This window comes from uncultured Polaribacter sp. (assembly GCF_947497695.1).
Lineage (GTDB): Bacteria > Bacteroidota > Bacteroidia > Flavobacteriales > Flavobacteriaceae > Polaribacter.
Genome location: NZ_CANMHM010000003.1, coordinates 337,573 through 363,770 on the forward strand (window position 1 = coordinate 337,573; position 26,198 = coordinate 363,770).

The window sequence follows — 26,198 nt, forward strand, 5'->3', positions numbered from 1 at the left end:
TTATGAATTTTAAATTACAAATTAACAATTATAGGTTTACCTACTGCTTACTGCTTACTGCATTCTGCTTTCTGCTTAGTTCCTGTAAATCAGAAATTAAAGACAACTCAGATCGTTTTAAAGTGGGGGTTTTTGAAGTTCCTGCAGGAGATAGTTATAGTAAAACTACAATTACAAGAATTGATAGCCTTCAAATTGAAGAATATGAAAGAATTGTAAGTGTTGTTAAGGATGGATTAACATCAGAAAAAAGAATAAAACAAATTGATACTTTATACATTAAATGGAAAAATAACTTCTTTTATTCTCTAAAAATGAAATCTCCTAAAAGGGAAATCGATAAAGATCCAATTTATGTGCAAATCACTCAAATTAAAGATAACTCTTATAATTTTACTGCAAAAATTGGTTTTAGTAAATTTAAAACAGATGGTATTATTTATAAAATAAAATAATTGTTTATCAATTGCTATTTGATGAAACTTATTTTAAAAAAAAGAGAAGAATTGAAGTAGATATTCATATTATTGTAAAATAATTCCATACCCAGAAAAACATCAAACATTTACACAAACATATAAGTATACTATTATTGGTATTATTTTTAATGCCAATTTTTGTACTTTCTGCTCACGCTTTTAGCGATCATAAGCATGGTGTTTGTACTTCTAAAATTGACAAACATTTTCATGAAAAAGAGATTGATTGTAAATTAGATGTTTACACAATAAATACACCTATTTTAGTTAATAATTATGTTGATATTTCTATCGATAATAAAATTTCTAAAGAGGTTAATTTTTACTACACATTTTTAATAAACCATTATCAATTACCTTTTTCTTTAAGAGGTCCCCCTGCTTTTTAGTTAAATAATTTAGATATTTATTTAATTTATCAAAGCAAAAAATGATTCAAAAATTTTTAGCGTTTGTTTTTGTGTACTTTTTAGTCACATTTACAAATGCACAAGACTGCACATTAACTTTTCAGGGAAAAATTACTGATTTTCATGACAATACATCTATTAGTGATGCAACGATTCATGCCATAAATTTAAACAAATTCACCACTTCTAATAGTGATGGTTTTTTTGAAATAAAAAATTTATGTGTGCAAAAATTAGTACTTAAAATTCAACATGTTGGTTGTGATTCTAAAACAATTACAATCAATCTTGATAGAAACCTTTTTAAAGAAGTGTTTTTAGAGCATCATTTAAATGAATTGAATGAAATTGTTTTGAAAACAAGTTCTAAATTAGAAAAAACGAGTATTGAGCAAAACATCAAAAAAGAAGTTATCGATAATTTTAGTGATAAATCTTTGGGTAATGCTTTAAATACTTTAAGCGGAGTATCTTCTTTAAATACAGGAAATAGTATTGTAAAACCAATGATACATGGTTTGCATAGTAGTAGACTTTTAATCATTAACAACAATGTTCGTCAATTCGACCAAGATTGGGGAGCAGAACATGCACCTAATATAGACATAAATGCTAGTAATAACATTCATGTTATTAAAGGAGCAAACACTTTAATGTATGGAAGTGATGCTATTGGAGGTTTAATATTAATAAAACCTAAAAAATATGTTGTAAAAGATTCCCTTTTTGGGAGTGCTTTGCAGACCTTTAATAGCAATGGTTTGGGTGGTACTATAAATGCAGATATTGTAAAAACCTATAAATCTGGTTATTATTCAAAAATTCAAACAAGTTACAAACAGTTTGGAGATTTTAATACTGCAGATTACAACCTTTCTAACTCTGGCATTAAAAATGTAAATGCTTCTTTTAGATTTGGTTATAATAGTTTTGAAAAAGGTTTTGATGCTTATTATAGTTTTGTTAGCAATAATATTGGTATTATTAGAGCTGCCCATGTAGGTAATGTAAATGATTTGGTTAGAGCAATTAATAGTAAAGAACCCTCATTTATTGATGATTTTTCTTACGCAATTGACAATCCTAAACAAAATGTCATACATCACTTAGCTAAAATTGAAGCCTATAAAAGATTTAAAGGTCTTGGTAAATTAACGTTACAATACGATTTTCAACTTAATAGAAGAAAAGAATTTGATAGAAGAAGGTCTAGTTTTGTAGATGACCCTGCAGCTGATTTTAGGCTATTTACAACCTCTTTTCAGCCTAATTTAAAAATAGATGCTGTTGATAATTTAGAAGTAAATACAGGTTTTCTAATCCGTTATCAACAAAATAGTAATCCTACAGATCCAGAAGTAACAGGTGTTAGAATTCCTCTAATTCCAGATTATGATAAATACGAATCGGGTTTTTATGCTATTGCAAATTATCATTTAAATACAACTACAGAAATTAGTGGAGGTATTAGATATGATTTTTCAAGAATTGAAGCTGAAAAAGAATACAAAGTATTTGATTGGGAAGAAAATAATTATGATAAATTATTTCCAGAATTCACTTCTGGTGTTATCAATAATTTTCAAATAGAAACAAACCCAAAATTCAACTTTCATAATATCTCTGCCAGTTTAGGATTGACAAAAAGTTTGGATAATGATTTGCATCTTATTTTTAATTATGGTTTGGCTTCAAGAATGCCAAACGCTTCAGAGTTATTTAGTAATGGATTACACCATAGTGCAGCAAGAATAGAAACAGGAAGTTTAACCTTACAAAAAGAAGTAGCAAACAAATTTATAGCTTCTTTAGAAAGAAGTAATGAAAACTTTGGCTTTTCTATGAGTGCATATTACAATTACATGAATGATTTTATTCAGTTAAAACCAGCAGGAGAAGCTTTAACAACCATTAGAGGTGCTTTTATTGAGTGGCAATATCACCAAGTAAATGCACAAATATTTGGTTTGGATTTAGATATCAATAAAAAACTATCTAAGCTATTTAATTATAAAGGAAATATTAGTCTTTTACAAGGTGATAATTTAACTGAAAACAGACCATTAATACTAATGCCATCAACTAATTTTTCTAATACGTTGGCATATAAAAACCAAAGTTTGAATCAGCTTTCTATAAGTTTTACACAAAATACAGTGCTAAGACAAAATAGGTTTCCTGATGATAACTTTTTTACATTTAACCCAATTTCTCAAGAAGATGTTTATGTAGATATAAGTTCACCTACAAGAACATTTACACTTTTTAATTTTAATAGTGCAGCCAATTTTAAGTTGTCTAAAAAAACAAACTTAAATATTGCCTTTAATATAGAAAATGTATTTAATGTTTCTTATAGAAATTACTTAAATAGACTGCGTTATTTTGCAGATGAATTGGGAAGAAACTTTAATTTAAAATTTAAAATCAATTATTAAAATAAATTTAAAAACAATTACAATGAAAACAATTAACACACAAAAAACAATCAAATTAGTAGCAATTATATTTATATCAGCTTTAAGCTTTACTGCTTGTTCTGATGATCATGACCATGATGATCACGATGATCATGAACATGAAGATGAAATTACACAAGTAGTTTATACACTTACCAACACTTCTGATGCTAAAGACACTGTAACATTTACTTTTACGGATGAAGATGGTGAAGGTGGTGCAGAAGGAACTCCTAATGTTGTAGGATCTTTAAAAGCAAATACTTCTTACACAGGTGTTTTAAAATTAAAAAACCTTGAAGATAATGAAGATGTAAGTGCAGAAATTATAGAAATGGATGCAGAAGATCATGAGGTATTTTACACAACAGACATAGCTGGTTTGGTATTTACTACTACAGATGAAGACGCAAATGGACATGCTCTAGGATTTGAAAACACAGCAACAACAGCAAATGCAGGTTCTGGTTCTTTAACAATCTCTGTAATTCATGAAGCTAAAAAGCCAAATGATGGTACAATTACAGATGCTTTATCTGGTGCTGGCACAACAGATACTGAAGTTAGCTTTAAAAATATTTCTGTTAGTGGTGCAGCTGTTCTAGAAGCTGTAAAAACTCTAAAATAAAAGATTTGCTCTTTTATTTTAAATAAATACTGTAAAAAGCGTTACTTAATTGTAACGCTTTTTTTATTTAAAAATTAAACAACTTTACAGTTGAAAAAATTATTTCTAAATTGGTTTATAGTTTTAACGTTAAACTAGTTTAAGTTTTTAACTTCTAATTATTATCCTATTTTTAGTTAAAGGATGGGTACATTTTTTCTTTCTATTTTTTTTTGGATTTTTTGTAATAATTTTTCTTTTGATAAGATAGCTTTTTACTAATACACATGCTCAGTGCTTTTTAGCCTGCTTAAAACAACCAATGCAGCTACAAAAAATAAGGCTAAAGAAAGTACACTCCATTGCATAGAATCTGTTAAATAGATTAAAAAACCAAACACAAAGGTCCCTATAACAATCGCTATTTTTTCTGTAACATCGTAAAAACTAAAATAAGTGGCGTTGTCTTCTGTTTTTGGTAATAATTTAGAATAGGTAGAACGTGTTAAAGATTGTATAGCTCCCAAAACCAAGCCTAAAAAACCACCCAAAGCATAAAAGTAATTTTGCACGTTTGCCAACTCTTTTTGTAACATAAAGGCAGAAAAACATACTAAAATCCAGATGAAAAGTGTCATTTTTATTGCTTTAAAATTACCATATTTTTTAGAAATATTAGAAAACAAATACGCCCCTAAAATTGCTACAAACTGAATTAACAAAACAGTTACAATTAAATTAGTAGTACCCAAACCTAACTCTGAAGATCCAAAAATAGTTGCTAATAAAATAATAGTTTGCACACCAACACTCAGTAAAAAGAAAGCTATTAAAAAGTTTCTTAATGTTGGATAATTTTTTAGCTCAATCCATACTTTTTTCAATTCTTTAAAACCTTTCCATATAAAATCTTTTTCTGGTTTTCTGTTGAATACGTTATTTGGTAGTTTTTTAAAGGTAATTTGTGCAAAACCAATCCACCATAAACCTACCATTACAAAAGAAATTCGCATTGCTTTTAATGATGCTAAGTTTTTAGCTGTTTCTGTAGCTTGTGCAATTTCGGCTTCGTTACCACTTGCTAAAATCGTTTCAGAAATACTTAAATCGAAACCAAAAGTATTGGGAGCTAAAATCATCCCTAAGCAAAATAAAAGTAGTATTATAGAACCTATATAACCATGTATAAAACCTTTAGCACTTGCAGCATCTTGTTGTTCTGGATGTGCAACTTCTGGCAAATAAGAATTGTAAAAAACAATACTAGACCAAAAACCAATACTTGCTAAAATGGTACAAATAATACCAATCCAAGCAGTGTTTATATCTTTAAAAAAATACATACTTATTACAGACAAACCTCCTAACCAACAAAAAAACTTCATAAATTTTAATTTGTTGCCTGTGTAATCTGCTATGGCAGATAAAATTGGCGACATAAATGCCACAATTAAAAAAGAAAAAGAGAGTGCATAACTATATAATGTATCTGGATAATCCCATTTCATCCCTAAAAAAACAACCGTTTTACCCTCTGTAATTGCACTGTAAAATAATGGAAAAACAGCGGTACTTATCACCAAAGAATAAACTGAATTAGCCCAGTCATAAAAAGCCCAAGCATTTATTAATTTTTTATCTCCTATTTTTAGCATAAATTCAGTTTTATAATAACCCTCCAAAATTTATTTTGGAACGACCACAATATAGTAAATCTATTTCTTTTCTATTAAAGAATAAAAAATCTGGAATGTGGATTACTTGTTTGATAATTTTAAAAATGGCGAAACCTAAATTGGTTCTATAAAAATTACATATTATAATTATTTTTGAACTATTTAAAACCTATTTAAGCACTGTATCGTATATATTGTAACTAAAAACTATTTTATGATGACAAAATATATTTACCTTTTCTTAATAGTTAGCTCTAACAGTTTGTTTGGGTGTACTGAAAATAATATTGATGATTCTATATCTCTTGAACCCAAAATTGAGAATAACAATGCTAAAGATTCTATAAAACCTAATCAACAAAAAAAATATAAAATGTTAGCTTTAGGAGATAGTTACACTATAGGACAAGGAGTTTGTACTACTTGTAGTTTTCCTGAACAACTAAAATCTAAAACAGAAACAGAGATAAAAAATAGCAGTATCAACTTAAAAATAATTGCAAAAACAGGTTGGACAACCACTAACTTGATGAATAATATTCCTAAAAACTTATCTACTGATTATGATTTTGTAACGCTATTAATTGGTGTAAATAATCAATATCAAAGAGTAAATTTTGATGTTTATAAAAAAGAATTTCCAGAACTGGTAAACAAAGCTATTAAAGCTGTAAAAGGAGATAAAACAAAGTTAGTTGTTATTTCAATTCCAGATTATGCTTATACACCTTTTGGCAATGGTAACATAAAAATTAGTGAAGAACTAAAAATATATAATTCTTTTGCCAAAGAATATTGTAAAAGTAACTCAATTCAATTTTTAAATATTACTGACATCACTGAAAATGGTTTAAACCAGCCAGAATTGGTTGCAAATGACAATTTGCATCCATCAAAAATAGCTTATAAAAAATTTGTAGAAAGATTATTTCCTTTGTTTTTATAAATGGTTATTGATAAAAAATAAACAAATAGCAAAAAAAATCATTAACCCTAAAACAGAGTTAATGATTGTTAATATTTTTAGTTTTATTAAATTAACTAAATGTTATTTTCCTGCATTATATTGTGCTGCAAACTTTTTAGCAGTAGGTAAATAATTTCTTAAATCTGCTATTCTAGAGGCATTAGAAGGGTGTGTACTTAACATTTCTGGCTGAGAACTTCCTCCTCCAGCTCTTTGGCTCATTCTTACCCAAACTTCAGCTGCTTCTCTTCCATCATAACCTGCCATAATCATAAAAACTAAACCTAATCTATCTGCTTCTTGTTCGTGAACTCTACTAAACTTTAACATTCCTAAGCCAGAGCCAATTCCAAATGCAGTATTCCATAATTGTTGTGTTCTAGGGTCTTTATTTGATGTACCTAAAGCAACAGCTAAACCACCAATTTGTTGCATTTGTCCTTGAGACATTCTTTCTTGTCCGTGTTTTGCAAAAGCATGTGCAACTTCATGCCCCATTACTGCTGCAACGCCATTTTCATTGGCACAAATTGGCATAATACCAGTATAAAAAACAACTTTTCCTCCTGGCATACACCAAGCATTTACAGTTTCGTCATCAATTAAATTAAATTCCCATTTATAAGAATTTGCTTCTGCACTCATATTATTGGCACGCATAAAACGATCTACAGCTGCAGAAATATTTTTACCAACACTTTTAATTTGGTTACTCATTGTTGCATTTGTAGAAACTTTATTTTCTTGTAAAAAACTACTGTATTGAGCAAAACTAGCTGGTAATACCTGTGCATCACTTACAAAATTTACACGTTTTCTACCTGTAATTGGTACAGTACTACATTCTACAAAAAGGAAAACTGTTAAAACTAAAAAAACTATTTTTTTCATCTATTTCTATTTTATGTTAACATTTATTAGACACAAAAACTTATAAATTGTCACTATTTAACAATTTTTATGATTTTATAAAATTACATAATCTAGCTTTATCAAAAAAATATATTTATTTTTAACTTTCATTTTGTAATTTTTCTATCAAAAAATCGTCAAAAATATAAACATCTTAAATTTATGAAAAATATTTTATCTATACTATCTCTTCTTTTTTTGATTAGCTGTTCTAGCAATGCACAAGTAGCATCCAAAGAAAAAAAAATAAATAAAATTACAAAAACAAATGCTGAATGGAAACAACAATTAACATCAATTCAGTATTATATTTTAAGAGAAGCAGGAACAGAAAGACCCTTTACAAGTGATTTAAACTCAAATAAAAAGAAAGGAACTTACGTTTGTGCTGCCTGCAAAACACCACTTTACAAATCTGAACATAAATTTGATTCAGGTACTGGTTGGCCTTCTTTTGATAGGGCTGTTAAAGAAAATGTTGCATTAGATGTAGATTATAAAATTGGGTATGCAAGAACAGAATTAAAATGCAATATTTGTGATGGTCATTTAGGACATTCTTTTAATGATGGTCCAACAAAAACAACAGGTAAAAGACATTGCATTAATGGTGCTGCTTTACTTTTTATTGCTAAAGAATAAAGAGAAACTTTAACCTATATTATAAAATTCTGTAAACTTTTTGTTTTTTTGAATAAAAATAAAATCTATTTAAAAAAGTATTCTTAATCAGTTTACAAATCGTCTCTAATACTTATATTTGTCTTTCCTAAAAAAAGACAAATTATGTTTAATAATTTAAGCGATAAATTAGATAAAGCCTTACATACTTTAAAAGGGCATGGTAAAATTACTGAAGTAAATGTTGCAGAAACATTAAAAGAAGTTAGAAGAGCATTATTAGATGCAGATGTTAACTTTAAAATTGCCAAAGAATTTACCAAAAGAGTGCAAACCAAAGCAATAGGACAAAACGTTTTAACAACGTTAAATCCAGGGCAATTGATGGTAAAGTTAGTTAAAGATGAACTAACGGACTTAATGGGAGGAGAAACTGTAGGAGTTAATTTAGGTGGTTCACCAACCGTTATTTTAATGTCTGGTTTACAAGGTTCTGGTAAAACTACTTTTTCAGGAAAATTAGCAAACTATTTAAAAGATAAAAAATCTAAACAAGTTTTATTAGTTGGGTGTGATGTTTACAGACCTGCAGCAATTAATCAATTACAAGTTGTTGGAGAACAAATTGGTGTTGAAGTTTATGCAGAAGTTGGCAACAACAATCCTGTAGAAATTTCTCAGAATGCCATCAAACATGCAAAAGCAACTGGTAAAAATGTAGTGATTATTGATACTGCTGGTCGTTTGGCTGTTGATGAAGAAATGATGACTGAAATTTCTAACATTCACAAAGCAATTACACCACAAGAAACCTTGTTTGTAGTAGATTCTATGACAGGACAAGATGCTGTAAATACAGCAAAAGCCTTTAATGATATCTTAAATTTTGATGGAGTTATTCTTACAAAATTAGATGGAGATACAAGAGGTGGTGCTGCACTTTCTATTAAATCTGTTGTTGACAAACCAATTAAATTTATTGGTACTGGAGAAAAAATGGATGCTATTGATGTTTTTCATCCAGATAGAATGGCAGATCGTATTTTAGGAATGGGAGATGTTGTTTCTTTGGTAGAAAGAGCTCAAGATCAATATGATGAAGAAGAAGCCAGAAAATTACAGAAAAAAATTGCTAAAAATCAGTTTGGTTTTGATGACTTTTTAAGTCAGATTCAACAAATAAAAAAGATGGGTAGCATGAAAGATTTGGTAGGTATGATTCCTGGTGCTGGTAAAGCTATGAAAGATGTAGATATTGATGATGATGCTTTTAAAGGCATAGAAGCAATTATACATTCTATGACCCCAACAGAAAGAAGCACACCAACAACTATTAATGCAAGTAGAAAAAAAAGAATAGCAAAAGGATCTGGAACATCAATACAAGAAGTAAATCAGCTTATGAAACAGTTTAACCAAATGAGTAAAATGATGAAGATGATGCAAGGTGGAGGTGGCAAAAAGATGATGCAAATGATGAAAGGAATGAAGTAAAGTATGAGTCTAAGTTAGCAGTTAGCAGTTAGCAGTTAGCAGTTAGCAGTTAGCAAAAATGAAAAACTTTGAAACTTAAAGTAAATATTTAAAAAAGCATAAAATTTCTAGTACAAAATACTTTTATTGAAATTTAAAACATACTTAAATTATGATTTTATTAGACGGGAAAAAAACATCAGCAGATATTAAAGAAGAAATTGCTTTAGAAGTAAGAGAAATAAAAGACAAAGGTCTTGCTACACCTCATTTAGCAGCAATCATAGTTGGTAGTAATGGTGCAAGTATTACTTATGTTAATGCAAAAGTAAAAGCCTGTGAACGTGTTGGTTTTGAATCTTCGTTAATAAGATTACCAGAAGAAACTACAGAAGAAGAATTATTGAATGAAATAGCAATCTTAAATGTTGATAAAGATATTGATGGTTTTATTGTTCAATTACCTTTACCAAAACATATTGATGAACAAAAGATATTAATGGCTGTAGACCCTGATAAAGATGTTGATGGATTTCATCCAACGAATGTTGGAAAAATGGCGTTAAACCTACCAACTTTTATTTCTGCAACTCCTTTTGGTATTTTAGAATTATTAGAAAGATACCAAGTAGAAACTTCTGGTAAACATGTTGTTGTTTTAGGTAGAAGTCATATTGTAGGTAGCCCAATGAGTATTTTGTTATCTCAAAAAAGAAAGGTTGGTAACGCAACTGTTACCATGTGCCATAGTAGAACTAAAAACTTAAAAGAAATTACTTTACAAGCAGATATTGTTATTGCTGCCATTGGTATACCTGAGTTTTTAAAAGCAGACATGGTTAAAGAAAATGTTACTGTAATTGATGTTGGTATTACGCGTTTAGCGGATCCAAGTAAAAAAAGTGGATTTAGATTAGTAGGTGATGTTGCTTTTGATGAAGTTGCTGCAAAATCTGAATTTATAACACCTGTTCCTGGAGGCGTTGGACCAATGACCATTGCAATGTTACTAAAAAACACCTTATTAGCTTGCCAAAGAAATAACTAAAAGATGGATGCAAAAACAACCACAAATTATATAAGTGAATACTTACAAATATTTGTTGGTATTGTTTTAACCAGTTTAGGTTTAAAAGCTTTTTTATTACCTAATGGTTTTTTAGATGGTGGTGTTACAGGTATTGCTATCTTGGTAAGAACGCAAATAGATGTAAACATGTCTTATTTGTTGGTTATTTTTAGTATTCCTTTTTTAATTTTGGGCTATTTTACGGTTTCTAAACAGATTGTAATCAAATCGATTATTAGCATTATAGGAGTTGCCATTTTTATACATTTCGAAAATTTTCAAACCATTACTAGTGATAAATTATTGATCTCTATTTTTGGTGGGTTGTTAGTAGGTTCAGGCATTGGAATCGCTATTAGAAATGGTTCTGTTTTAGATGGCTCAGAAATTTTAGGTATTTATTTAAACGATAAATTTGGCATTAGTATTGGTAAAATTGTACTTTTTTTTAATATTATTTTATTTGGTATAACTGCATTTGTTGTTTCTGTAGAGGTGGCCCTCTACTCTATTTTAACTTATATTATTGCTGCAAAAGTTACAGATACTGTGATAGAAGGTTTTGAGGATTTTATTGGAGTTACCATTGTCTCTAAAAACCATAATGCTATCAAAACCGCTATTTTAGAGGAATTAGGTGTAGGCTTAACCATTTATAAAGGTGCATCTGGATTTGGAAATAAAGGAAAAGTAGAAGATTTTGATATTATACACTCTATTGTAAACAGAATAGATATTAAAAAAATGTACAAAATTGTTCAAGAAATAGATACAGAGGCCTTTATTGTTGAGTTTGATGTAAATAACGTTAAAGGTGGTGTTTTAAGACATTATATTGATAAAAAGAAAAATAAAAAATTATCTAATAACTCAGTAAATACTAGTAAAAAATAAATATTCTTTTCTTACGAATCGGCCTACTTAAAATTATTCATCTTCTCTATTTACTAAATCCATAGAAAAAGCAGGCAAACAAATAGCAATATATTCACAAGTCTCTTCAAATGGATTTGAATATTGCACTCTTGTATTTTTTTCTATTTTAATAGATTGACCAGCTTCTAAAACGATAATCTCTTCTTCTATGATAAATTGTTTTTTTCCTCTTATAATGTAAGTGTACTCGTCAAATTCTGGAGTTTGAAAAGGCTCTTTCCAGTTTGGAGGAGCAACCATATGTGCTAAACTTAATTGAGAATTACCATCTGTTGCATTTCCAAAATGTTCTTCTATTAATTTACCATCTGTTGTTGGAACTACAAATGGCGATTTTTGAATCGTATATTTTTTTTTCATAAATGATTGGTTTTGCGTAAGCGATTGAAATGGCATCCTTTTTATGCAAAAAACACTTAAATTATTTCTGCATAAAAAGATATAATTGAAAGCGTGGTCACGCATTTTTATGCGTGATACGCCCAAAAAAGACTTTAATTAAACCAAACAATAAACGTTTTCATCTTTGCTAAATCTGGAATTTGCTCTATGGTTACTTTCTGAGTATTGAATTCTTTTAAACCTAATTCTTCATTATCAATAGTAATTGTGGTATTTAAATTATCTAAAAACAAGGTTGCAGAAGAAAAAGTACGTTCTATTTTATTGATATTATTATTTGCATTGATATCTATAAAATTAGAATTGATGTTGATACCAGATTCCGTTTTAAAACGTGCATCATGAATTTCGATACTTTTTATTGTTGATGTAGAGTCTAATTGTTCTTTTGGCAAAATGGTTAACAAAAGCTTCCCTCCTTTTTCAAAAATATAATATTCATCATCTTCTTGAAAATAATTATCTCCTTGTGCTCCTTCGCTTAAATTTTTAACGATAGAATCGTTTTTAAAAATATCACTTAATTCTTGTATGGTAGTTTTGGTAGTAACATTACCAACCACACCTTTTTCTATTTTAAACTTACTATTGCCACTGCAACTAATTATAAATGCTGAAAATACGATTGCAATTATTGGTACAAGATTTTTTTTAATCATTATATAGGTTTTAATATCTGTTTAAACGTGTTTTATTTCAATTTTTTACTTTAATACTTTTTTTAATATACCAAATGCTGCTCTAATAAAAGTAGCACTGGTTAATACTTTTACAATAGGATTTTGTGCTGTACTTCGCCTTCTTGAACTACTTCTTGACGCTCTTTCTTCTCGTTGTCTTTCCTTCTCTTTTTCTTTAGCTAATTTTTCTTTTTCCTTTTGATCTGCTTCAGCTTGTATTGCTTTTTCTTCTGCCTTATTAATTCCTGCAATCTTAGCATTTAATAATTCGTACGCACTTTCTCTGTCTAAATTTTCGTTATATTTATAGAAAAGACGCGAATTGTTAATAACATTTTTCAGCTCTTTATCAGTCAAAACATCCATTCTACTCATTGGAGCTCTTAACATGGTTCTTGCCAATGGAGTTGGAATTCCTTTTTCATTTAAAACCGATACAAATGCTTCTCCAATACCTAATTGTGTTAGCACATCTTTGGTTTCATAATATACAGAATCTGGATAATTTTCTGCCGCTAACTTAATTGCTTTTCTATCTTTTGCAGTAAATGCTCTTAATGCATGTTGAATTTTTAAACCCAATTGTGCTAAAATATCTTCTGGCACATCTTTAGGGTTTTGCGTAACAAAATAAAGACCAATACCTTTAGAACGAATTAATTTTACAATACTTTCTATCTGATTTAATAAGGCTTTAGAAGCTTCTTCAAACACCAAATGAGCTTCATCAATAAAAATGATTAACTCTGGTTTATCTGCATCTCCTTGTTCTGGAAACGTTTCATAAACTTCAGCTAATAATTGCAACATAAAGGTAGAAAACAACTTTGGTTTGTCTTGTATATCTGTTAAACGTAATACAGAAATAATTCCTTTTCCATCTTCATCTACTCTTGTTAAATCTTCTACTTCAAAAGATTTCTCGCCAAAGAATAAATCGCCTCCTTGTTGTTCTATTTCTACAATTTTACGTAAAATTGCTCCTGTAGAGGAAGATGAAATACGCCCATATTCTGCTTGTATTTCTTCTTTACCTTCATTGGTAACATATTGTAAAACCTTTTTAAAGTCTTTAATATCTAAAAGTGCGAATTTATTGTCATCACAATATTTAAAAATGATGGCTACAATACCACTTTGAGTTTCTGTTAAATCTAAAATTCTTGATAATAAAACAGGTCCAAATTCAGATACTGTTGCACGCATTCTTGTGCCATCTTGTTCAGAAATGGTCAACACTTCTATTGGAAATTTCTGTGCTGTAAAAGGAAAACCAATTTTTGCATGACGTTCATCAATCTTTGCATGTCCTGGACTTGGTTGTGCCAAACCAGACAAATCTCCTTTAATGTCCATTAACAAAACAGGAATTCCTTTATCTGATAGCGTTTCTGCTAATACTTGTAAAGTTTTAGTTTTTCCTGTTCCTGTTGCTCCTGCAATTAAACCATGTCTATTTAATGTTTTTAAAGGAACTTTTACAATGGCATCTGTAATGGTTTCTTCGCCCAACATTGCAGCTCCCAAAGCCACATAATCTCCTTTGGTTTTATAACCATCATTAATGTATTCAAAAAATTCTTCTTGCTGACTCATCTTGTAAAATTTCGATAAAAATAATCAAAGTTTAAGAGTTAAGAAATTATTTGAAGATTTTGTTGAAAATAGTTTTTGTTGGAAGTTGATATTCAAATTCTGAATGAAAAACATCGGCGTAAAAAAAGCCACGAATTCACGAATTATATTAAGCTCAAAATTGAGACGTTCTTATAATTAGTGAACTAATAGCTCATAAACTTAAAAGTATAATTCTTATCCTTTGGGAAAATACTGTGGAATCAATCCTTTTAACTTCTCTAAAGTTTCATCAACAGTTAAATCACTCATTCCTCCAGAAGCATTTGCATGTCCTCCTCCATTAAAATGTTCTTTTGCCAAAACGTTTACAGGGTTTTCTACTCCTTTAGATCGGAAAGAAATTTTCATAATTCCGTCTCTTTCTGTAAACACAATAGCAGCTTTCATTCCTTTTATTGATAAAACAGTATTTGCCAAACTATCTGTATCACCTTTTTTGTAATTGTATTCAGCTAACTCTTCTTTGGATAAGGAAATAATCCCTACATTATTTTCATACAAAATTTCTAATTTTTTACTCATGGCATATCCTTGCAAACGCAAACGAGTTTCTGTATTATTATCACTTAATTTTTCATGAATTAGATGATGTTCCACTCCTGCCTCTAAAAGTTTTGCTAAAACCTCGTGTGTTCTTGGTTTTACATAACTGAATCTGAAACTGCCTGTATCTGTTAAAATACCTAAGTATAAAGGAGTTCCTATTTTCTCATCTAACAGCTCTAAATTGTCAGATTGCTCTATTAAATCTACAATTAATTGTGATGTTGAAGATGCTGTAGTTTCTGAAAGGGTAATTGTTGGAAATTCTTCAGGATTTAAATGATGATCGATCATTATTTTTTTACAAGTTGCCGCTTCTAACAAGGTTTGCATTTCTGGTCCTACTCTATTGGTTGCATTGTAATCTAAACAGAAAATTAAATCTGCTTGTTGCATTTGTGCAGTTACTTCCTCAGGATTTTCATCCATTAAAATAATGGAAGTAGTATCTAACCAATCTAAAAAATCGGGTGCTTTATCTGGATGACAAACCACTGCTTTTTTCCCTAATTTTTCTATAAAATGTAATAAACCTAAAGAAGAACCAATAGAATCTCCATCTGCAGATTTGTGTGCTGTAATAACGATATTTGAAGCAGCTTGTATTGCTGCTTCTATTTGTTTGTAAATATTCATGTATGGTGTTTTGTATAATTACTATAAACTATAACAACTGAATCTTCTTTTTAAGAATGCGAAGGTAGGTTTAATATTGAAGTAACAAAGAAAGTTTTTAAAAATTCAAGTAAAAATCATCGATAATTCACGAATTTTTAACCCTAAAATTTCGCCGGAAATTTGATCACTAAACTTTATCTATCATTAGTTAAAAAAATGCAAGAAACATTCTTTTCGCAATTTACTCTGATAACTCTACTATTTTTTCCCAAACACTATTATTAACTGAAATGCCCTCTTTAAGGTTTTTCGTTTTAGTTTTAGAACTTTGTTCTCCAGGATAATACGTTTTATCTCCAGGATTCATCGGTTCTACATCATGAGTATAATCAATTATTTCGTTGATGAGTTTTTCTTGCAGCTCTTTATCATTAAAAACTTCTGGATAAATACAAAGAAATACCTGAGAAACACCTGTTTCATATTCATTTAAACCTACTCTGTAAGTAGAATCTCCAGCAGATAATAAAGTTGCCAACATGTCTAAAATTATTGAAAGAGCAGATCCTTTCCAATACCCAATAGGTAAACCACGTTCTTTTAATAAAATTTCTTCTGGATCATTAGAAAGTTGGTCATTGCTGTCCCAACCACCAACAAAAGGTAACTTTTCTCCTCGAAGTTTGTAATTGTTTATTTTTCCAAATGCAAATTGTGAAATCGACATATCTAACACAACATGCCCTTCTTTTCTTGGTATTGAAACAACAAACGGATTATTACCAATTCTACTATATTTTCCTCCCCAAGCAGGCATATTAGGTTGTGTATTTGTAAAAATAATTGAAATGCAATCTGCATCTGCTATTTGCCTTCCATACGTTCCACCTCTCATCCAATGATTGGTATTGCGTAAAGCTACCATTCCCATTCCATTTAATTTAGCCAATTCTACAGCTCTATTGGCACATTTTGAAGCATTAACAACACCTGAACCAAAATGACCATCCCACCTTTCTATACTTCCAAAACTTTCTACTTTTTCAGCTTCTGCATCTATTTTAATGATACCTTTTTTAACATATTCAATAAAAAGTGGCACTCTATTAATTCCATGAGAATGTACACCTAACAATGTACTTTCAGTATGCACATTCGCCATTAACTGAGCTTTTTCTTTACTAAACTTGTATTTTAAAAATAGTTTATAAAGTATATCCTGCATTTTTTTGGGTGTAATTTTCTGGGTGTTTTTAGTCATTTTATAATGGTTTTGAAGCTTTAGGCAAATTAAAAAGGTCTATCTTTAGTTTATTGATTAATTACAAATTTGGAGTTTTTATTTTAAAGAAACAAACTGTAGTCATTAATTGCATTTTTAAATATTGCTTCAACTTTTTTTATTGATATTTACTTTTATTGATTTAAAAAATTTTAATCAAAAAAATAAGTAATAACCTTTACTTCAATATTTTTTCATTGCCAAAACCAAACCTGATTTTTTAATATATAATGATTGTTTAATTCATAAAATAATGTACTTTTGTAGCATATATTAACGAAAGGGGCTTTTGCCGACGATTTAGAGTTAATAGTTAAGTTAGTTATTCAGTGAAAACAGAAAACAACATATCTCTTATCTCCTTTGTTTTAGTAGCAAATACTAAAACAGTTGTTCTGCGTTTTCCTAAAACTCGTCCCTAAAAGGGGCTATTCATTTTAAGAAAGTAATTCACTTTCGCTTTTCGTTTTTATATAAAATACATGTTGTTAATTTCTATTTTAAAATAGAAACCATCAACTATTAATCAATTTAAAATTAAAGCTTTTTTAAAGTTTTATGGATAATAAATAATGAATACCAAATTAAACACCAATTTTTTAAGTGTTATAAATAAGGCAGAAAACTATTGCGAAGAAGAAGGAATAGATATTGAACTTGTTTTTAAACTTTCAGAAAATAAATTAGAAATTATTTCTGAAAGATCTAAAGAGCTTCCTACACTCTATTTTGTTAGTGTAGAATTGCTTCGTAAAAGAATTAAAAACGGTTGTTTTATATTGATTAGAGATGGTGAAATATTAGGTCATATTTTTGCACACGAACATTTGGTAAAAGGACATTCTGTTTTTGAAAGAGCTTGTTTATGGGTAAATAGAGATTTTAGAAACTATAATTTGGGTTTGTTATTAATGAGTAGAATGACAGAGTTGTTTACAGAAAGTTTTTTAATTTCGATTGCACAAACTCCTAAAGTGCATCATTATAATCAAATGTTAGGAATGACACATGTTACACTAGCTCAAATGTCTAAAGTATTAGTAGAAGAGTTAGAAAAATTAGGGAAATTAAGAGACGAAATACACTATAAGTATTTTGTAAACGCAACTTTTGAAGCAGAAATAAGACAATTAAAATAAATAATTTGTATAAATAAAATAAATGAAAAAATTAGTAATAGCATATAGTGGAGGCCTAGATACCTCTTATTGTGCAGTAAGTTTATCAAAAGAGTATGATGTACATGCTGTAAGTGTAAATACAGGTGGTTTTACATCAGAAGAAATAAGGAATATTGAAAGTAACGCCTATAAAATGGGGGTTTCTACCTATAAAAATATTGATGCTGTTTCTATTTTTTATAATAAAGTGGTAAAGTATTTAATATTTGGTAATGTTTTAAAGAACGCTACTTATCCTTTATCTGTAAGTGCAGAAAGAATTATACAAGCCATCGAAATAATAGAATACGCTAAAAGTATTGATGCAGAATATATTGCTCATGGTAGTACTGGTGCAGGAAATGATCAAGTTCGTTTTGATATGATTTTTCAAACATTAGCACCTAATATTAAAATTATTACGCCAATTAGAGATCAAAAATTAGCGAGACAAGAAGAAATAGATTATTTAAAGTCTGAAGGAATTGACATGAATTGGGAGAAATCTAAATATTCTGTCAATAAAGGACTTTGGGGAACAAGTGTTGGAGGTGTAGAAACGTTAAAATCTGAATTGCCTTTGCCAAGTGAAGCCTATCCTTCTCAATTAGAAAAAGAAGGAGAAGAAAAAGTAACACTAACCTTTAAAAAAGGGGAATTTATTGCTTTAAACGGACAAGAAAATGCTCCTGAAATTAATATTGAAAAGCTAAATGATATTGCTTCTAAGTATGCAATTGGTAGAGATATTCATGTAGGTGATACTATTGTTGGTACAAAAGGAAGAGTTGGTTTTGAAGCTGCTGCTGCTTTAATTACAGTAAAAGCACATCATTTGTTAGAAAAGCACAACCTAACTAAATGGCAGTTACAACACAAAGAGTATTTGTCTAGTTTTTACGGAATGCATTTGCATGAAGGTCAATATTTAGATCCTGTAATGAGAGATACTGAAGCTTTTTTACAAAGTTCGCAAGAAAAAGTAACTGGTAATGTTGTAGTTAGTTTAAAACCGTATCATTTTTCTTTAGATGGTATCATTTCTGACCACGATTTAATGTCAAGTGCTTTCAGTACGTATGGAGAAGAAAATAAAGCTTGGACTGCTGATGATGCAAAAGGATTTATTAAGATTATTGGAAATCAGAACAAAATTTACAGACAAGTAAATTCATAGTATTAGAAATAGGGTTTAATCGTGTAATTGTTTAATTGTGTAACTCACACTTACACAATTAAACAATTAAACATTTACACTTTTTAAAAGATGAAAAAATTAGAAGTAGGAATTATTGGAGGTGCAGGTTATACAGCTGGTGAGTTGATCAGATTGTTGTTAAATCACCCAAATACAAATATAAATTTTGTATTTAGTACTTCTAATGCTGGTAACAAATTATACAAAGTACACCAAGATTTAGTTGGAGACACAGACATTAGCTTTACAAGTGAAATTAATAATAAAGTTGATGTTTTATTTTTATGTTTAGGACATGGAAATTCTACTGCTTTTTTAGAGAAAAACAGCTTTTCTGATACTACTAAAATCATTGATTTAAGTAATGATTTTAGATTATTAGCAGATAAGAATTTTGAAGGAAAGGATTTTGTGTACGGTTTACCAGAATTAAATAAAGAAGCCATAAAAAAGGCTCAATACATTGCAAATCCTGGTTGTTTTGCTACAGCTATTCAATTAGCTGTTTTACCTTTAGCTGCTAATAGTTTATTAAAGGATGATATCCATATCAATGCTGTTACAGGTGCTACTGGTGCAGGAACATCTTTATCTGCAACGACACATTTTACGTGGAGAGATAATAATTTTTCTCATTACAAAGCATTTAATCATCAGCATTTAGGTGAGTACAACCAAAATATACTTCTATTACAAAATGATTTTAATGCAGAAGTAAATTTTATGCCCAATAGAGGTGATTTTTCTAGGGGGATTTTTGCTACAACCTACACAAAGTTTGATGGTACACTAGAGGAAGCTACCAAAATGTACAAAGCGTATTATAAAGATGCTGCATTTACATTTATTTCTGATCAAAGTATTTTTATGAAGCAAGTTGTAAACACCAACAAGTGTTTGATACAATTAGAAAAACACGGTAACAAATTACTCATTACAAGTACTATAGATAATTTATTAAAGGGAGCTTCTGGAGCAGCGATTCAGAATTTAAATTTAATGTTTGGTTTTGAAGAAACGTTAGGTTTAAATTTAAAAGCAAATTATTTTTAAAAATAGTTTTTAGTTTTTAGTTGTTAGTTTTTAGTACCAGCAACCAAAAACAGAAAACCAAAAACCAATATTTATGAAAATAGCAATTATAGGAACAGGAAACTTAGGAAGTGCCATTGCAAAGGGGCTTATTAAAAATAAAGCTTTTACATCGTTGTATTTAAGTGATAAAAACACACACCAAGTTGATGTTTATAAAGACACTAAAAATGTTACGATTACTAATAATAATAGTTTGGCTATTGAGGCTGCAGAGGTTGTTATTTTTGCGTTACAACCTAAAATTATAGCAACTGTTATAGAGGAGTTATCTTCTATAATTACAGAAAATCATATTGTAATGTCTGTAGCTGCTGGTTTTGAAATTTCTGCAATTGAACGTATTGTTGGTACAAATAAATCTGTAATTAGAGTTATGCCAAATACCGCAATTTCTATTGGTAAATCGATGACGTGTTTGTCTGGAAATGCCAATGGTGAGGCAAAAATGGAAGTTGCTAAAACTATTTTTAACGAGTTAGGAACTACTTTAGAAATTCCTGAATCGCAAATGCAAGCTGCTACTGTAATTTGTTCTAGCGGTATTGCTTTTTGGATGCGTTTAGTGAGAGCAACAACTCAGGGTGCAATTCAATTAGGTTTTGAAGCAGAAGAAGCAGATAAAATTGCGTTGCAAACCTGTTTGGGTGCTGCTAGTTTATTGCAAGAAACAGACAATCATATAGAAGCAGAAATAGACCGAGTAACAACTCCTGGAGGTTGTACCATAGAAGGCTTAAATGCAATGGAAGCAAAAGGAATGAGTACTGCTTTGGTGCAGGGAATTACAGCGTCTTTCGAAAAATTAAATCAACTTAAAAAGAACTAAAATGCCATTATTTGATGTTTATCCACTTTATAATGTAACTCCTGTAAAAGCAAAAGGAGTGTATGTTTATGATGAAAATAAAACGGAATATTTAGATTTATATGGAGGTCATGCAGTTATTTCTATTGGACATGCACATCCAAAATACCTAGAAGCCATTACAAAACAGGTTGCTAAATTAGGTTTTTATTCTAATGCTATTCAGAATCCTTTACAGGTTAAATTAGCCAATAAATTAGAGGCTTTGTCTGGTTGTAAAGATTACCAATTATTTTTATGTAATTCTGGTGCAGAAGCAAATGAAAATGCTTTAAAATTGGCTTCTTTTAAAACGGGTAAATCTAGAGTTGTTGCTTTTAAAAATGGTTTTCACGGACGTACTTCTGCTGCTGTTGCTGCCACTGATAACAAAAATATTATTGCACCAATTAACGCACAACAAAAAGTAACTATTTTAGATTTAAATGATATTGATAGCGTTAAAACAGAACTAGAAAAAGGAGATGTTTGTGCTATTATTGTTGAATTTATTCAAGGTGTTGGAGGTTTAGACCAAGCAACTGCTAACTTTTTTGAACAAGTAGATGTATTGTGTAAAGCAAATAATACGATGTTTATTGCTGATGAAGTACAATCTGGTTATGGAAGATCTGGTAAGTTTTTTGCCTATCAGCATTATAACCTAACACCAGATATTATTTCTATTGCCAAAGGAATGGGAAATGGGTTTCCTATTGGAGGTATTATGGTACATCCAGATATTAAGCCAAAATATGGAATGTTAGGAACTACATTTGGTGGAAATCACTTGGCTTGTGCTGCTGGTTTAGCTGTTTTAGAGACTATTGAAGAAGAAAACTTAATGGACAATGTGATTACAATGTCTGAATATTTTATAAAAATAGCAAAAACAATTCCGCAAGTAAAAGCAATTAAAGGAAGAGGTTTAATGTTAGGGTTAGAATTCGATTTTGAAGTAAGTGAATTAAGAAAGAAATTAATTTACGACTATCAAATATTTACTGGTGGTGCTTCAAATAAAAAAGTACTAAGAATTTTACCTCCATTAACTGTAAAAAAAGAGCATATCAATCAGTTTTTTGAAGCTTTGGTTGATGCTTTAGAAGAATAGAATAATTAAACGCAAAGACACAAAGTTTATTCGCAAAAGTTTTCTAAGTTGATACTGAAACTTTAACGCTACTGAAAACTGAGACTGAGACTGAATACTTGAATACTGAAAAGATGAATACACTATTATCCATAGAAACTAGAAATGCTGTTTTATTAACAATGGCAACACTTTTAGATGAAGAAAGAGAAGCTATCATAGCTATCAATAAAAAAGATTTAGAAGCATATAAAGGCGATGATATTTCTATGTTTGATCGCTTAAAAGCGGATGACAAAAAAGTAGATGAGATGATTGCTGCTGCAAAACATTTGGCTTCTCAAGAAGATCCTGTAGGTGTTGAGCGTTTTAGTTTTAAGCATGATAATGGCATGCAAGTTTACAACAAAACAGCCTCTTTTGGTACGATTTTAATTATTTATGAGTCTAGACCAGATGTTACTGTAGAAGCTGCAGGAATTGCATTTAAATCTGGAAATAAAATACTTTTAAAAGGTGGTAAAGAGTCGTTAAACTCCAATTTAAAAATTGTAGCATTATGGCACAAAGCTCTAAAACAGCATGGTGCATCTACAGATTGGGTAGAATATTTACAGTTTAATAGAACAGAAACGCAAGCATTTTTAGAAAAACCAACACAAAAAGTAGATTTAATTGTTCCAAGAGGTGGAGAACGTTTAATTGCTTTTGTAAAACAACACGCAACTTGCCCAGTTATTATTAGTGGTAGAGGAAACAATTTTGTGTACGTTGCTAAAGAAGCAGATACAGATATTGCTTTAGATATTATTCTGAATGGAAAATCTAAAATATCTGCTTGTAATGCAGTTGATAAAGTTTTAATTGATGAAAATTTACCAAATAGAATAGAATTTGTAAATCAATTAATAGAAAAGTTAACGGCTTTAAATATTGAAGTGTTAAAAGGTAAGAATTTTTCTTCGGATGAAATTTGGTATGAAGAGTTTTTAGATTATAAAATTTTAATTGGTAAAATTGGTTCTAATGCTGATGCAATTGCTGAAATTAACAAATATTCTGGCGGACATTCATCCGTAATTATTACCAAAAATGAAGCTGAAGCTAAAGTTTTTATGGAAAACGTAGATACAGCTGTTGTGTATCATAATGCTTCGTCTCGTTTTACAGATGGAGGTCAGTTAGGTTTGGGTGGAGAATTAGCAATTAGTACAGACAAATTACACCAACGTGGACCAATTGGTTTGCAACATTTGGTAACCAATAGATGGTATGTTCATGGAAATGGACAAACAAGAGGTTAGTTTTTTCAGAGGGCAGTTTTCAGTCACAGTTGGCAGTTGGCAGTTGGCAATAAAAGAGTACAAAATCATAATTTAGAATTAATAATTCGTAATTAAAAGAGATGCAAAAAAAGAAAAGAATCTTACTAAAAATAGGTTCTAACACACTTACTAAAGAAACCGATAATATTTCTAGAGGAAAAATAGAAGATCTTGCAAATCAGATTGCAAATTTAAAAGATACTTGTGAGTTTATTATTGTTAGCTCTGGTGCTATTGCAGTTGCCAAACAGTTTGTAAAATTAGAAAGTAAATCTGAAGATGTTTTTGTAAAACAAGCATTGGCCTCTATTGGTCAGCCTCATTTAATAAGAATTTATCAAGAAATTTTTAGAGAATATGGTTTGTTAAGTTCTCAATGCCTTCTCTCCTATTCAGATTTTGAAAAAAAACAGAGTAAAACCAATATTGTAAACACCATAAATGTATTGGTTAACAATAATTACATTCCTATTATTAACGAAAATGACACCGTTGCAACAGATGAAATTCAGTTTGGCGATAATGATAAATTGGCTGCACTTACTGCAACTTTATTAGAGGTAGATTTATTAATCATTGCTACAAATACAAACGGAATTTATACCAAAGAATCCTTTAAAAATAATACGCCAGAAACTATTTTAGAAGTTACTAATTTAGAAGATTTAAAAAACGTAGTTGTCAATTCTAAATCATCCCACGGAAGTGGTGGAATGGCATCTAAAATAGAAGCTGCTAGTTTAGCTAAAAAAGCCAGTATTGAAACATGGATTGTAAATGGTTTGGAAGATAATTTTATAGAAAATGCTATGAATAATACTGTTCCGTTTACAAAAGTTAAATAAAGCCATAAATTACAAGGAGTTTTAACCCCTTGAGCACAAAATAAGCAAGGGCTTGAAAACCCCTTGTCAAAATAAAAATATGAAAAATTACACCTCCATAAACGACATTGAAAATATCAATTCTTGGATTGAAGAAGCCAAAGAAATTAAAGCAAATCCTTTAAAAAATAAAAAATTAGGAAAAAACAAAACCTTAGGATTGTTATTTTTTAACTCAAGTTTACGTACGCGTTTGAGTACGCAAAAAGCAGCGTTAAATTTAGGAATGGATCCTATAGTAATGAATGTTTCTGGAGATGCTTGGGGAATTGAATTTGGCGATGGAACAGTAATGAATGGTAACACTGCAGAGCATATTAAAGAAGCTGCAGCAGTAGTTTCTCAATATTGTGATGTAATTGCAGTAAGAGCATTCCCTAGTTTAACTGATAAAGAAAAAGACGAATCTGAACAGGTTTTAAATTCGTTTGTAAAATTTGCTTCTGTGCCAATTGTAAGCATGGAAAGTGCAACAGGGCATCCTTTACAAGGTTTAACAGATGCCATAACTCTTGCTGAAAATTCGACTAAAAAGAAACCAAAAGTAGTTTTAAGTTGGGCTCCTCATGTGAAAACATTACCTCATGCAGTTGCGAATAGTTTTACACAAGCGATGCAAAAAATGGATGTTGAGTTTGTAATTGCAAATCCTGAAGGATATAATTTAAGCAAAGAAATAACTAAAGATACGCCTATTTATCACAACCAAGAAGAAGCTTTTAAAGATGCAGATTTTGTGTATACAAAAAACTGGAGTTCTTATGATGATTATGGTAAAATTCTTGAGGTTGATTCAGATTGGATGATCACAAAAAATAAAATTGGCGATGCTAAATTTATGCATTGTTTGCCTGTAAGAAGAAACGTAGTTGTAGAAGATGCTGTTTTAGATTCTGATAGCTCTTTAGTTATTGAACAAGCAAATAATAGAACGTTTGCTGCACAATTGGTTTTGAAAAAGATATTAGAAAATTTATAATTGGCTTTTAGCCTTTAGCTTTTTGCATTTAGGTGCTAAAAGCTAAAAGCAAAGGTCTAATAGCTAAAGAATGGAAAAACTATCAATCATAAAAATTGGAGGAAATATTATTGAAGATGATACGTCTTTAAATGCTTTTCTAAAATTATTCTCTAATCTAGAAGGACACAAAATTTTAGTTCATGGAGGAGGAAAACGTGCTACACACTTTGCATCAAAATTAGGGATTGAGTCTAAAATGATAAATGGTAGACGTATTACTGATGCTGAAACTTTAGAAGTAATAACGATGGTTTATGGAGGTTTGGTCAATAAAAATATAGTGGCTAAATTACAAGCTTTACAAATTGACGCTATTGGTTTAACAGGTGCAGACATCAACAGTATACAATCAGAAAAAAGACCTGTAAAAGAAGTCGATTTTGGTTTTGTGGGCGATGTAAAAGAAATTGCTTCTAAGTCTATTGATAAACTAATAAAAGCCAATTTCACGCCTGTATTTTGTGCAATAACGCACGATAGAAAAGGACAATTGTTAAATACAAATGCAGACACCATTGCAAGTACAATTGCAGTTGGAATGAGTAAAATATACGAAACAACCATTTATTATTGTTTTGAATTGAATGGGGTTTTAAGTGATTTTAATGATAAAAAATCTGTAGTAAAAAACATCAATACTAAAACATATAAAGAGCTGTTAGAGGCTAAAATTATTACAGATGGTATGATTCCTAAAATTGATAATTGTTTTGATGCTTTAAATAATGGAGTTCATCAAGTTCACATAGGTAACACTGCTATGTTAACACAGAAAAACGACAATTTTACAACGATTACATTATAAC

Annotated in this window: 25 protein-coding genes; 18 read left to right on the forward strand and 7 right to left on the reverse strand. The window is 29.8% G+C overall.

Annotation, left to right across the window (positions count from 1 at the left end):
* The first annotated feature begins 2 nt into the window (after nt 1-2).
* The 4 genes from Q0731_RS05805 (at nt 3) to Q0731_RS05820 (ending at nt 3,976) form a co-directional block, all read left to right on the forward strand.
* Nucleotides 3-455 carry a hypothetical protein gene (locus Q0731_RS05805; RefSeq protein WP_299061156.1) on the forward strand — a complete coding sequence of 151 codons (453 nt, stop codon included), beginning with the start codon at nt 3-5 and terminating at the stop codon, nt 453-455.
* A gap of 152 nt (nt 456-607) precedes the next feature.
* Complete coding sequence (locus Q0731_RS05810; protein ID WP_299061158.1) at nt 608-868, forward strand: hypothetical protein; 261 nt, start codon at nt 608-610, stop codon at nt 866-868.
* 41 nt (nt 869-909) lie between these two features.
* Entirely contained in the window at nt 910-3,327 is a 2,418-nt protein-coding gene (locus Q0731_RS05815) for a TonB-dependent receptor (protein ID WP_299061160.1), read from the forward strand.
* Between the two features lie 22 nt (nt 3,328-3,349).
* Nucleotides 3,350-3,976 carry a type 1 periplasmic binding fold superfamily protein gene (locus Q0731_RS05820; protein WP_299061163.1) on the forward strand — a complete coding sequence of 209 codons (627 nt, stop codon included), beginning with the start codon at nt 3,350-3,352 and terminating at the stop codon, nt 3,974-3,976.
* 257 nt (nt 3,977-4,233) lie between these two features.
* Here the strand turns inward: Q0731_RS05820 and Q0731_RS05825 are convergent, their stop codons facing one another.
* Nucleotides 4,234-5,610 carry an MFS transporter gene (locus Q0731_RS05825; RefSeq protein WP_299061166.1) on the reverse strand — a complete coding sequence of 459 codons (1,377 nt, stop codon included), beginning with the start codon at nt 5,608-5,610 and terminating at the stop codon, nt 4,234-4,236.
* 238 nt (nt 5,611-5,848) lie between these two features.
* Here Q0731_RS05825 and Q0731_RS05830 point away from each other — a divergent pair, with 238 nt between their 5' ends.
* The gene (locus Q0731_RS05830) at nt 5,849-6,577 is read left to right on the forward strand and encodes an SGNH/GDSL hydrolase family protein (protein ID WP_299061169.1); all 729 of its coding nucleotides are present in this window, start codon (nt 5,849-5,851) and stop codon (nt 6,575-6,577) included.
* Between the two features lie 102 nt (nt 6,578-6,679).
* Here the strand turns inward: Q0731_RS05830 and Q0731_RS05835 are convergent, their stop codons facing one another.
* The gene (locus tag Q0731_RS05835) at nt 6,680-7,489 is read right to left on the reverse strand and encodes a M48 family metallopeptidase (RefSeq protein WP_299061172.1); all 810 of its coding nucleotides are present in this window, start codon (nt 7,487-7,489) and stop codon (nt 6,680-6,682) included.
* Nucleotides 7,490-7,672: 183 nt separating this feature from the next.
* On the opposite strand from Q0731_RS05835, the gene msrB reads away from it, so the two are divergent.
* The 4 genes from msrB (at nt 7,673) to Q0731_RS05855 (ending at nt 11,567) form a co-directional block, all read left to right on the forward strand.
* Nucleotides 7,673-8,152 carry a peptide-methionine (R)-S-oxide reductase MsrB gene (msrB, locus tag Q0731_RS05840; RefSeq protein WP_299061175.1) on the forward strand — a complete coding sequence of 160 codons (480 nt, stop codon included), beginning with the start codon at nt 7,673-7,675 and terminating at the stop codon, nt 8,150-8,152.
* 144 nt (nt 8,153-8,296) lie between these two features.
* On the forward strand, nt 8,297-9,625 hold the full coding sequence (gene ffh, locus Q0731_RS05845; protein ID WP_299061178.1) for a signal recognition particle protein: 1,329 nt from the start codon (nt 8,297-8,299) through the stop codon (nt 9,623-9,625).
* A 151-nt stretch (nt 9,626-9,776) separates the two neighbouring features.
* Nucleotides 9,777-10,652, forward strand: coding sequence for a bifunctional methylenetetrahydrofolate dehydrogenase/methenyltetrahydrofolate cyclohydrolase FolD (gene folD / locus Q0731_RS05850; protein ID WP_299061181.1), 876 nt, complete (start codon nt 9,777-9,779; stop codon nt 10,650-10,652).
* Nucleotides 10,653-10,655: 3 nt separating this feature from the next.
* The gene (locus Q0731_RS05855; protein ID WP_299061184.1) at nt 10,656-11,567 is read left to right on the forward strand and encodes a YitT family protein; all 912 of its coding nucleotides are present in this window, start codon (nt 10,656-10,658) and stop codon (nt 11,565-11,567) included.
* Between the two features lie 33 nt (nt 11,568-11,600).
* Here Q0731_RS05855 and Q0731_RS05860 read toward each other — a convergent pair whose 3' ends face one another.
* The 5 genes from Q0731_RS05860 to yiaK form a co-directional block, all read right to left on the reverse strand.
* Nucleotides 11,601-11,969 carry a cupin domain-containing protein gene (locus Q0731_RS05860; RefSeq protein WP_299061187.1) on the reverse strand — a complete coding sequence of 123 codons (369 nt, stop codon included), beginning with the start codon at nt 11,967-11,969 and terminating at the stop codon, nt 11,601-11,603.
* Between the two features lie 134 nt (nt 11,970-12,103).
* Nucleotides 12,104-12,670, reverse strand: a complete 567-nt coding sequence (locus tag Q0731_RS05865; RefSeq protein ID WP_299061189.1) for a hypothetical protein — start codon at nt 12,668-12,670, stop codon at nt 12,104-12,106.
* A 45-nt stretch (nt 12,671-12,715) separates the two neighbouring features.
* Nucleotides 12,716-14,287, reverse strand: coding sequence for a helicase HerA-like domain-containing protein (locus tag Q0731_RS05870; RefSeq protein WP_299061192.1), 1,572 nt, complete (start codon nt 14,285-14,287; stop codon nt 12,716-12,718).
* Nucleotides 14,288-14,503: 216 nt separating this feature from the next.
* Nucleotides 14,504-15,508 carry a bifunctional oligoribonuclease/PAP phosphatase NrnA gene (locus tag Q0731_RS05875; protein WP_299061194.1) on the reverse strand — a complete coding sequence of 335 codons (1,005 nt, stop codon included), beginning with the start codon at nt 15,506-15,508 and terminating at the stop codon, nt 14,504-14,506.
* Between the two features lie 223 nt (nt 15,509-15,731).
* A complete protein-coding gene (gene yiaK / locus Q0731_RS05880; RefSeq protein WP_299061197.1) occupies nt 15,732-16,751 on the reverse strand; it encodes a 3-dehydro-L-gulonate 2-dehydrogenase in 1,020 nt (339 codons plus the stop codon).
* Nucleotides 16,752-17,344: 593 nt separating this feature from the next.
* Between yiaK and Q0731_RS05885 the strand changes: the two genes are divergently transcribed.
* The 9 genes from Q0731_RS05885 (at nt 17,345) to argB (ending at nt 26,197) form a co-directional block, all read left to right on the forward strand.
* Nucleotides 17,345-17,911 (forward strand): hypothetical protein, encoded by a 567-nt coding sequence (locus Q0731_RS05885; protein WP_299061199.1) that lies wholly within the window; start codon nt 17,345-17,347, stop codon nt 17,909-17,911.
* Between the two features lie 22 nt (nt 17,912-17,933).
* Nucleotides 17,934-19,109, forward strand: a complete 1,176-nt coding sequence (locus Q0731_RS05890) for an argininosuccinate synthase domain-containing protein (protein WP_299061202.1) — start codon at nt 17,934-17,936, stop codon at nt 19,107-19,109.
* Between the two features lie 90 nt (nt 19,110-19,199).
* The gene (gene argC, locus Q0731_RS05895; protein WP_299061204.1) at nt 19,200-20,183 is read left to right on the forward strand and encodes an N-acetyl-gamma-glutamyl-phosphate reductase; all 984 of its coding nucleotides are present in this window, start codon (nt 19,200-19,202) and stop codon (nt 20,181-20,183) included.
* Between the two features lie 73 nt (nt 20,184-20,256).
* Nucleotides 20,257-21,051 carry a pyrroline-5-carboxylate reductase gene (proC, locus tag Q0731_RS05900; protein ID WP_299061206.1) on the forward strand — a complete coding sequence of 265 codons (795 nt, stop codon included), beginning with the start codon at nt 20,257-20,259 and terminating at the stop codon, nt 21,049-21,051.
* A 1-nt stretch (nt 21,052) separates the two neighbouring features.
* Complete coding sequence (locus Q0731_RS05905; RefSeq protein ID WP_299061208.1) at nt 21,053-22,183, forward strand: aminotransferase class III-fold pyridoxal phosphate-dependent enzyme; 1,131 nt, start codon at nt 21,053-21,055, stop codon at nt 22,181-22,183.
* 113 nt (nt 22,184-22,296) lie between these two features.
* Nucleotides 22,297-23,466 (forward strand): glutamate-5-semialdehyde dehydrogenase, encoded by a 1,170-nt coding sequence (locus Q0731_RS05910; RefSeq protein ID WP_299061210.1) that lies wholly within the window; start codon nt 22,297-22,299, stop codon nt 23,464-23,466.
* 101 nt (nt 23,467-23,567) lie between these two features.
* A complete protein-coding gene (proB, locus tag Q0731_RS05915; RefSeq protein ID WP_299061212.1) occupies nt 23,568-24,332 on the forward strand; it encodes a glutamate 5-kinase in 765 nt (254 codons plus the stop codon).
* A gap of 79 nt (nt 24,333-24,411) precedes the next feature.
* Nucleotides 24,412-25,350: an N-acetylornithine carbamoyltransferase gene (locus Q0731_RS05920; protein WP_299061214.1), complete on the forward strand. Its 939-nt coding sequence runs from the start codon at nt 24,412-24,414 to the stop codon at nt 25,348-25,350.
* Nucleotides 25,351-25,420: 70 nt separating this feature from the next.
* Nucleotides 25,421-26,197 (forward strand): acetylglutamate kinase, encoded by a 777-nt coding sequence (gene argB / locus Q0731_RS05925; protein WP_299061216.1) that lies wholly within the window; start codon nt 25,421-25,423, stop codon nt 26,195-26,197.
* Nucleotide 26,198: the final 1 nt, after the last annotated feature.

Coding starts and splice junctions, on each gene's coding strand:
- Q0731_RS05805 (WP_299061156.1), top strand. CDS start 3: ATGAATTTTAAATTACAAATTAACAATTATAGGTTTACCTACTGCTTA.
- Q0731_RS05810 (WP_299061158.1), top strand. CDS start 608: ATGCCAATTTTTGTACTTTCTGCTCACGCTTTTAGCGATCATAAGCAT.
- Q0731_RS05815 (WP_299061160.1), top strand. CDS start 910: ATGATTCAAAAATTTTTAGCGTTTGTTTTTGTGTACTTTTTAGTCACA.
- Q0731_RS05820 (WP_299061163.1), top strand. CDS start 3,350: ATGAAAACAATTAACACACAAAAAACAATCAAATTAGTAGCAATTATA.
- Q0731_RS05825 (WP_299061166.1), bottom strand. CDS start 5,610: ATGCTAAAAATAGGAGATAAAAAATTAATAAATGCTTGGGCTTTTTAT.
- Q0731_RS05830 (WP_299061169.1), top strand. CDS start 5,849: ATGACAAAATATATTTACCTTTTCTTAATAGTTAGCTCTAACAGTTTG.
- Q0731_RS05835 (WP_299061172.1), bottom strand. CDS start 7,489: ATGAAAAAAATAGTTTTTTTAGTTTTAACAGTTTTCCTTTTTGTAGAA.
- msrB (WP_299061175.1), top strand. CDS start 7,673: ATGAAAAATATTTTATCTATACTATCTCTTCTTTTTTTGATTAGCTGT.
- ffh (WP_299061178.1), top strand. CDS start 8,297: ATGTTTAATAATTTAAGCGATAAATTAGATAAAGCCTTACATACTTTA.
- folD (WP_299061181.1), top strand. CDS start 9,777: ATGATTTTATTAGACGGGAAAAAAACATCAGCAGATATTAAAGAAGAA.
- Q0731_RS05855 (WP_299061184.1), top strand. CDS start 10,656: ATGGATGCAAAAACAACCACAAATTATATAAGTGAATACTTACAAATA.
- Q0731_RS05860 (WP_299061187.1), bottom strand. CDS start 11,969: ATGAAAAAAAAATATACGATTCAAAAATCGCCATTTGTAGTTCCAACA.
- Q0731_RS05865 (WP_299061189.1), bottom strand. CDS start 12,670: ATGATTAAAAAAAATCTTGTACCAATAATTGCAATCGTATTTTCAGCA.
- Q0731_RS05870 (WP_299061192.1), bottom strand. CDS start 14,287: ATGAGTCAGCAAGAAGAATTTTTTGAATACATTAATGATGGTTATAAA.
- Q0731_RS05875 (WP_299061194.1), bottom strand. CDS start 15,508: ATGAATATTTACAAACAAATAGAAGCAGCAATACAAGCTGCTTCAAAT.
- yiaK (WP_299061197.1), bottom strand. CDS start 16,751: ATGACTAAAAACACCCAGAAAATTACACCCAAAAAAATGCAGGATATA.
- Q0731_RS05885 (WP_299061199.1), top strand. CDS start 17,345: ATGAATACCAAATTAAACACCAATTTTTTAAGTGTTATAAATAAGGCA.
- Q0731_RS05890 (WP_299061202.1), top strand. CDS start 17,934: ATGAAAAAATTAGTAATAGCATATAGTGGAGGCCTAGATACCTCTTAT.
- argC (WP_299061204.1), top strand. CDS start 19,200: ATGAAAAAATTAGAAGTAGGAATTATTGGAGGTGCAGGTTATACAGCT.
- proC (WP_299061206.1), top strand. CDS start 20,257: ATGAAAATAGCAATTATAGGAACAGGAAACTTAGGAAGTGCCATTGCA.
- Q0731_RS05905 (WP_299061208.1), top strand. CDS start 21,053: ATGCCATTATTTGATGTTTATCCACTTTATAATGTAACTCCTGTAAAA.
- Q0731_RS05910 (WP_299061210.1), top strand. CDS start 22,297: ATGAATACACTATTATCCATAGAAACTAGAAATGCTGTTTTATTAACA.
- proB (WP_299061212.1), top strand. CDS start 23,568: ATGCAAAAAAAGAAAAGAATCTTACTAAAAATAGGTTCTAACACACTT.
- Q0731_RS05920 (WP_299061214.1), top strand. CDS start 24,412: ATGAAAAATTACACCTCCATAAACGACATTGAAAATATCAATTCTTGG.
- argB (WP_299061216.1), top strand. CDS start 25,421: ATGGAAAAACTATCAATCATAAAAATTGGAGGAAATATTATTGAAGAT.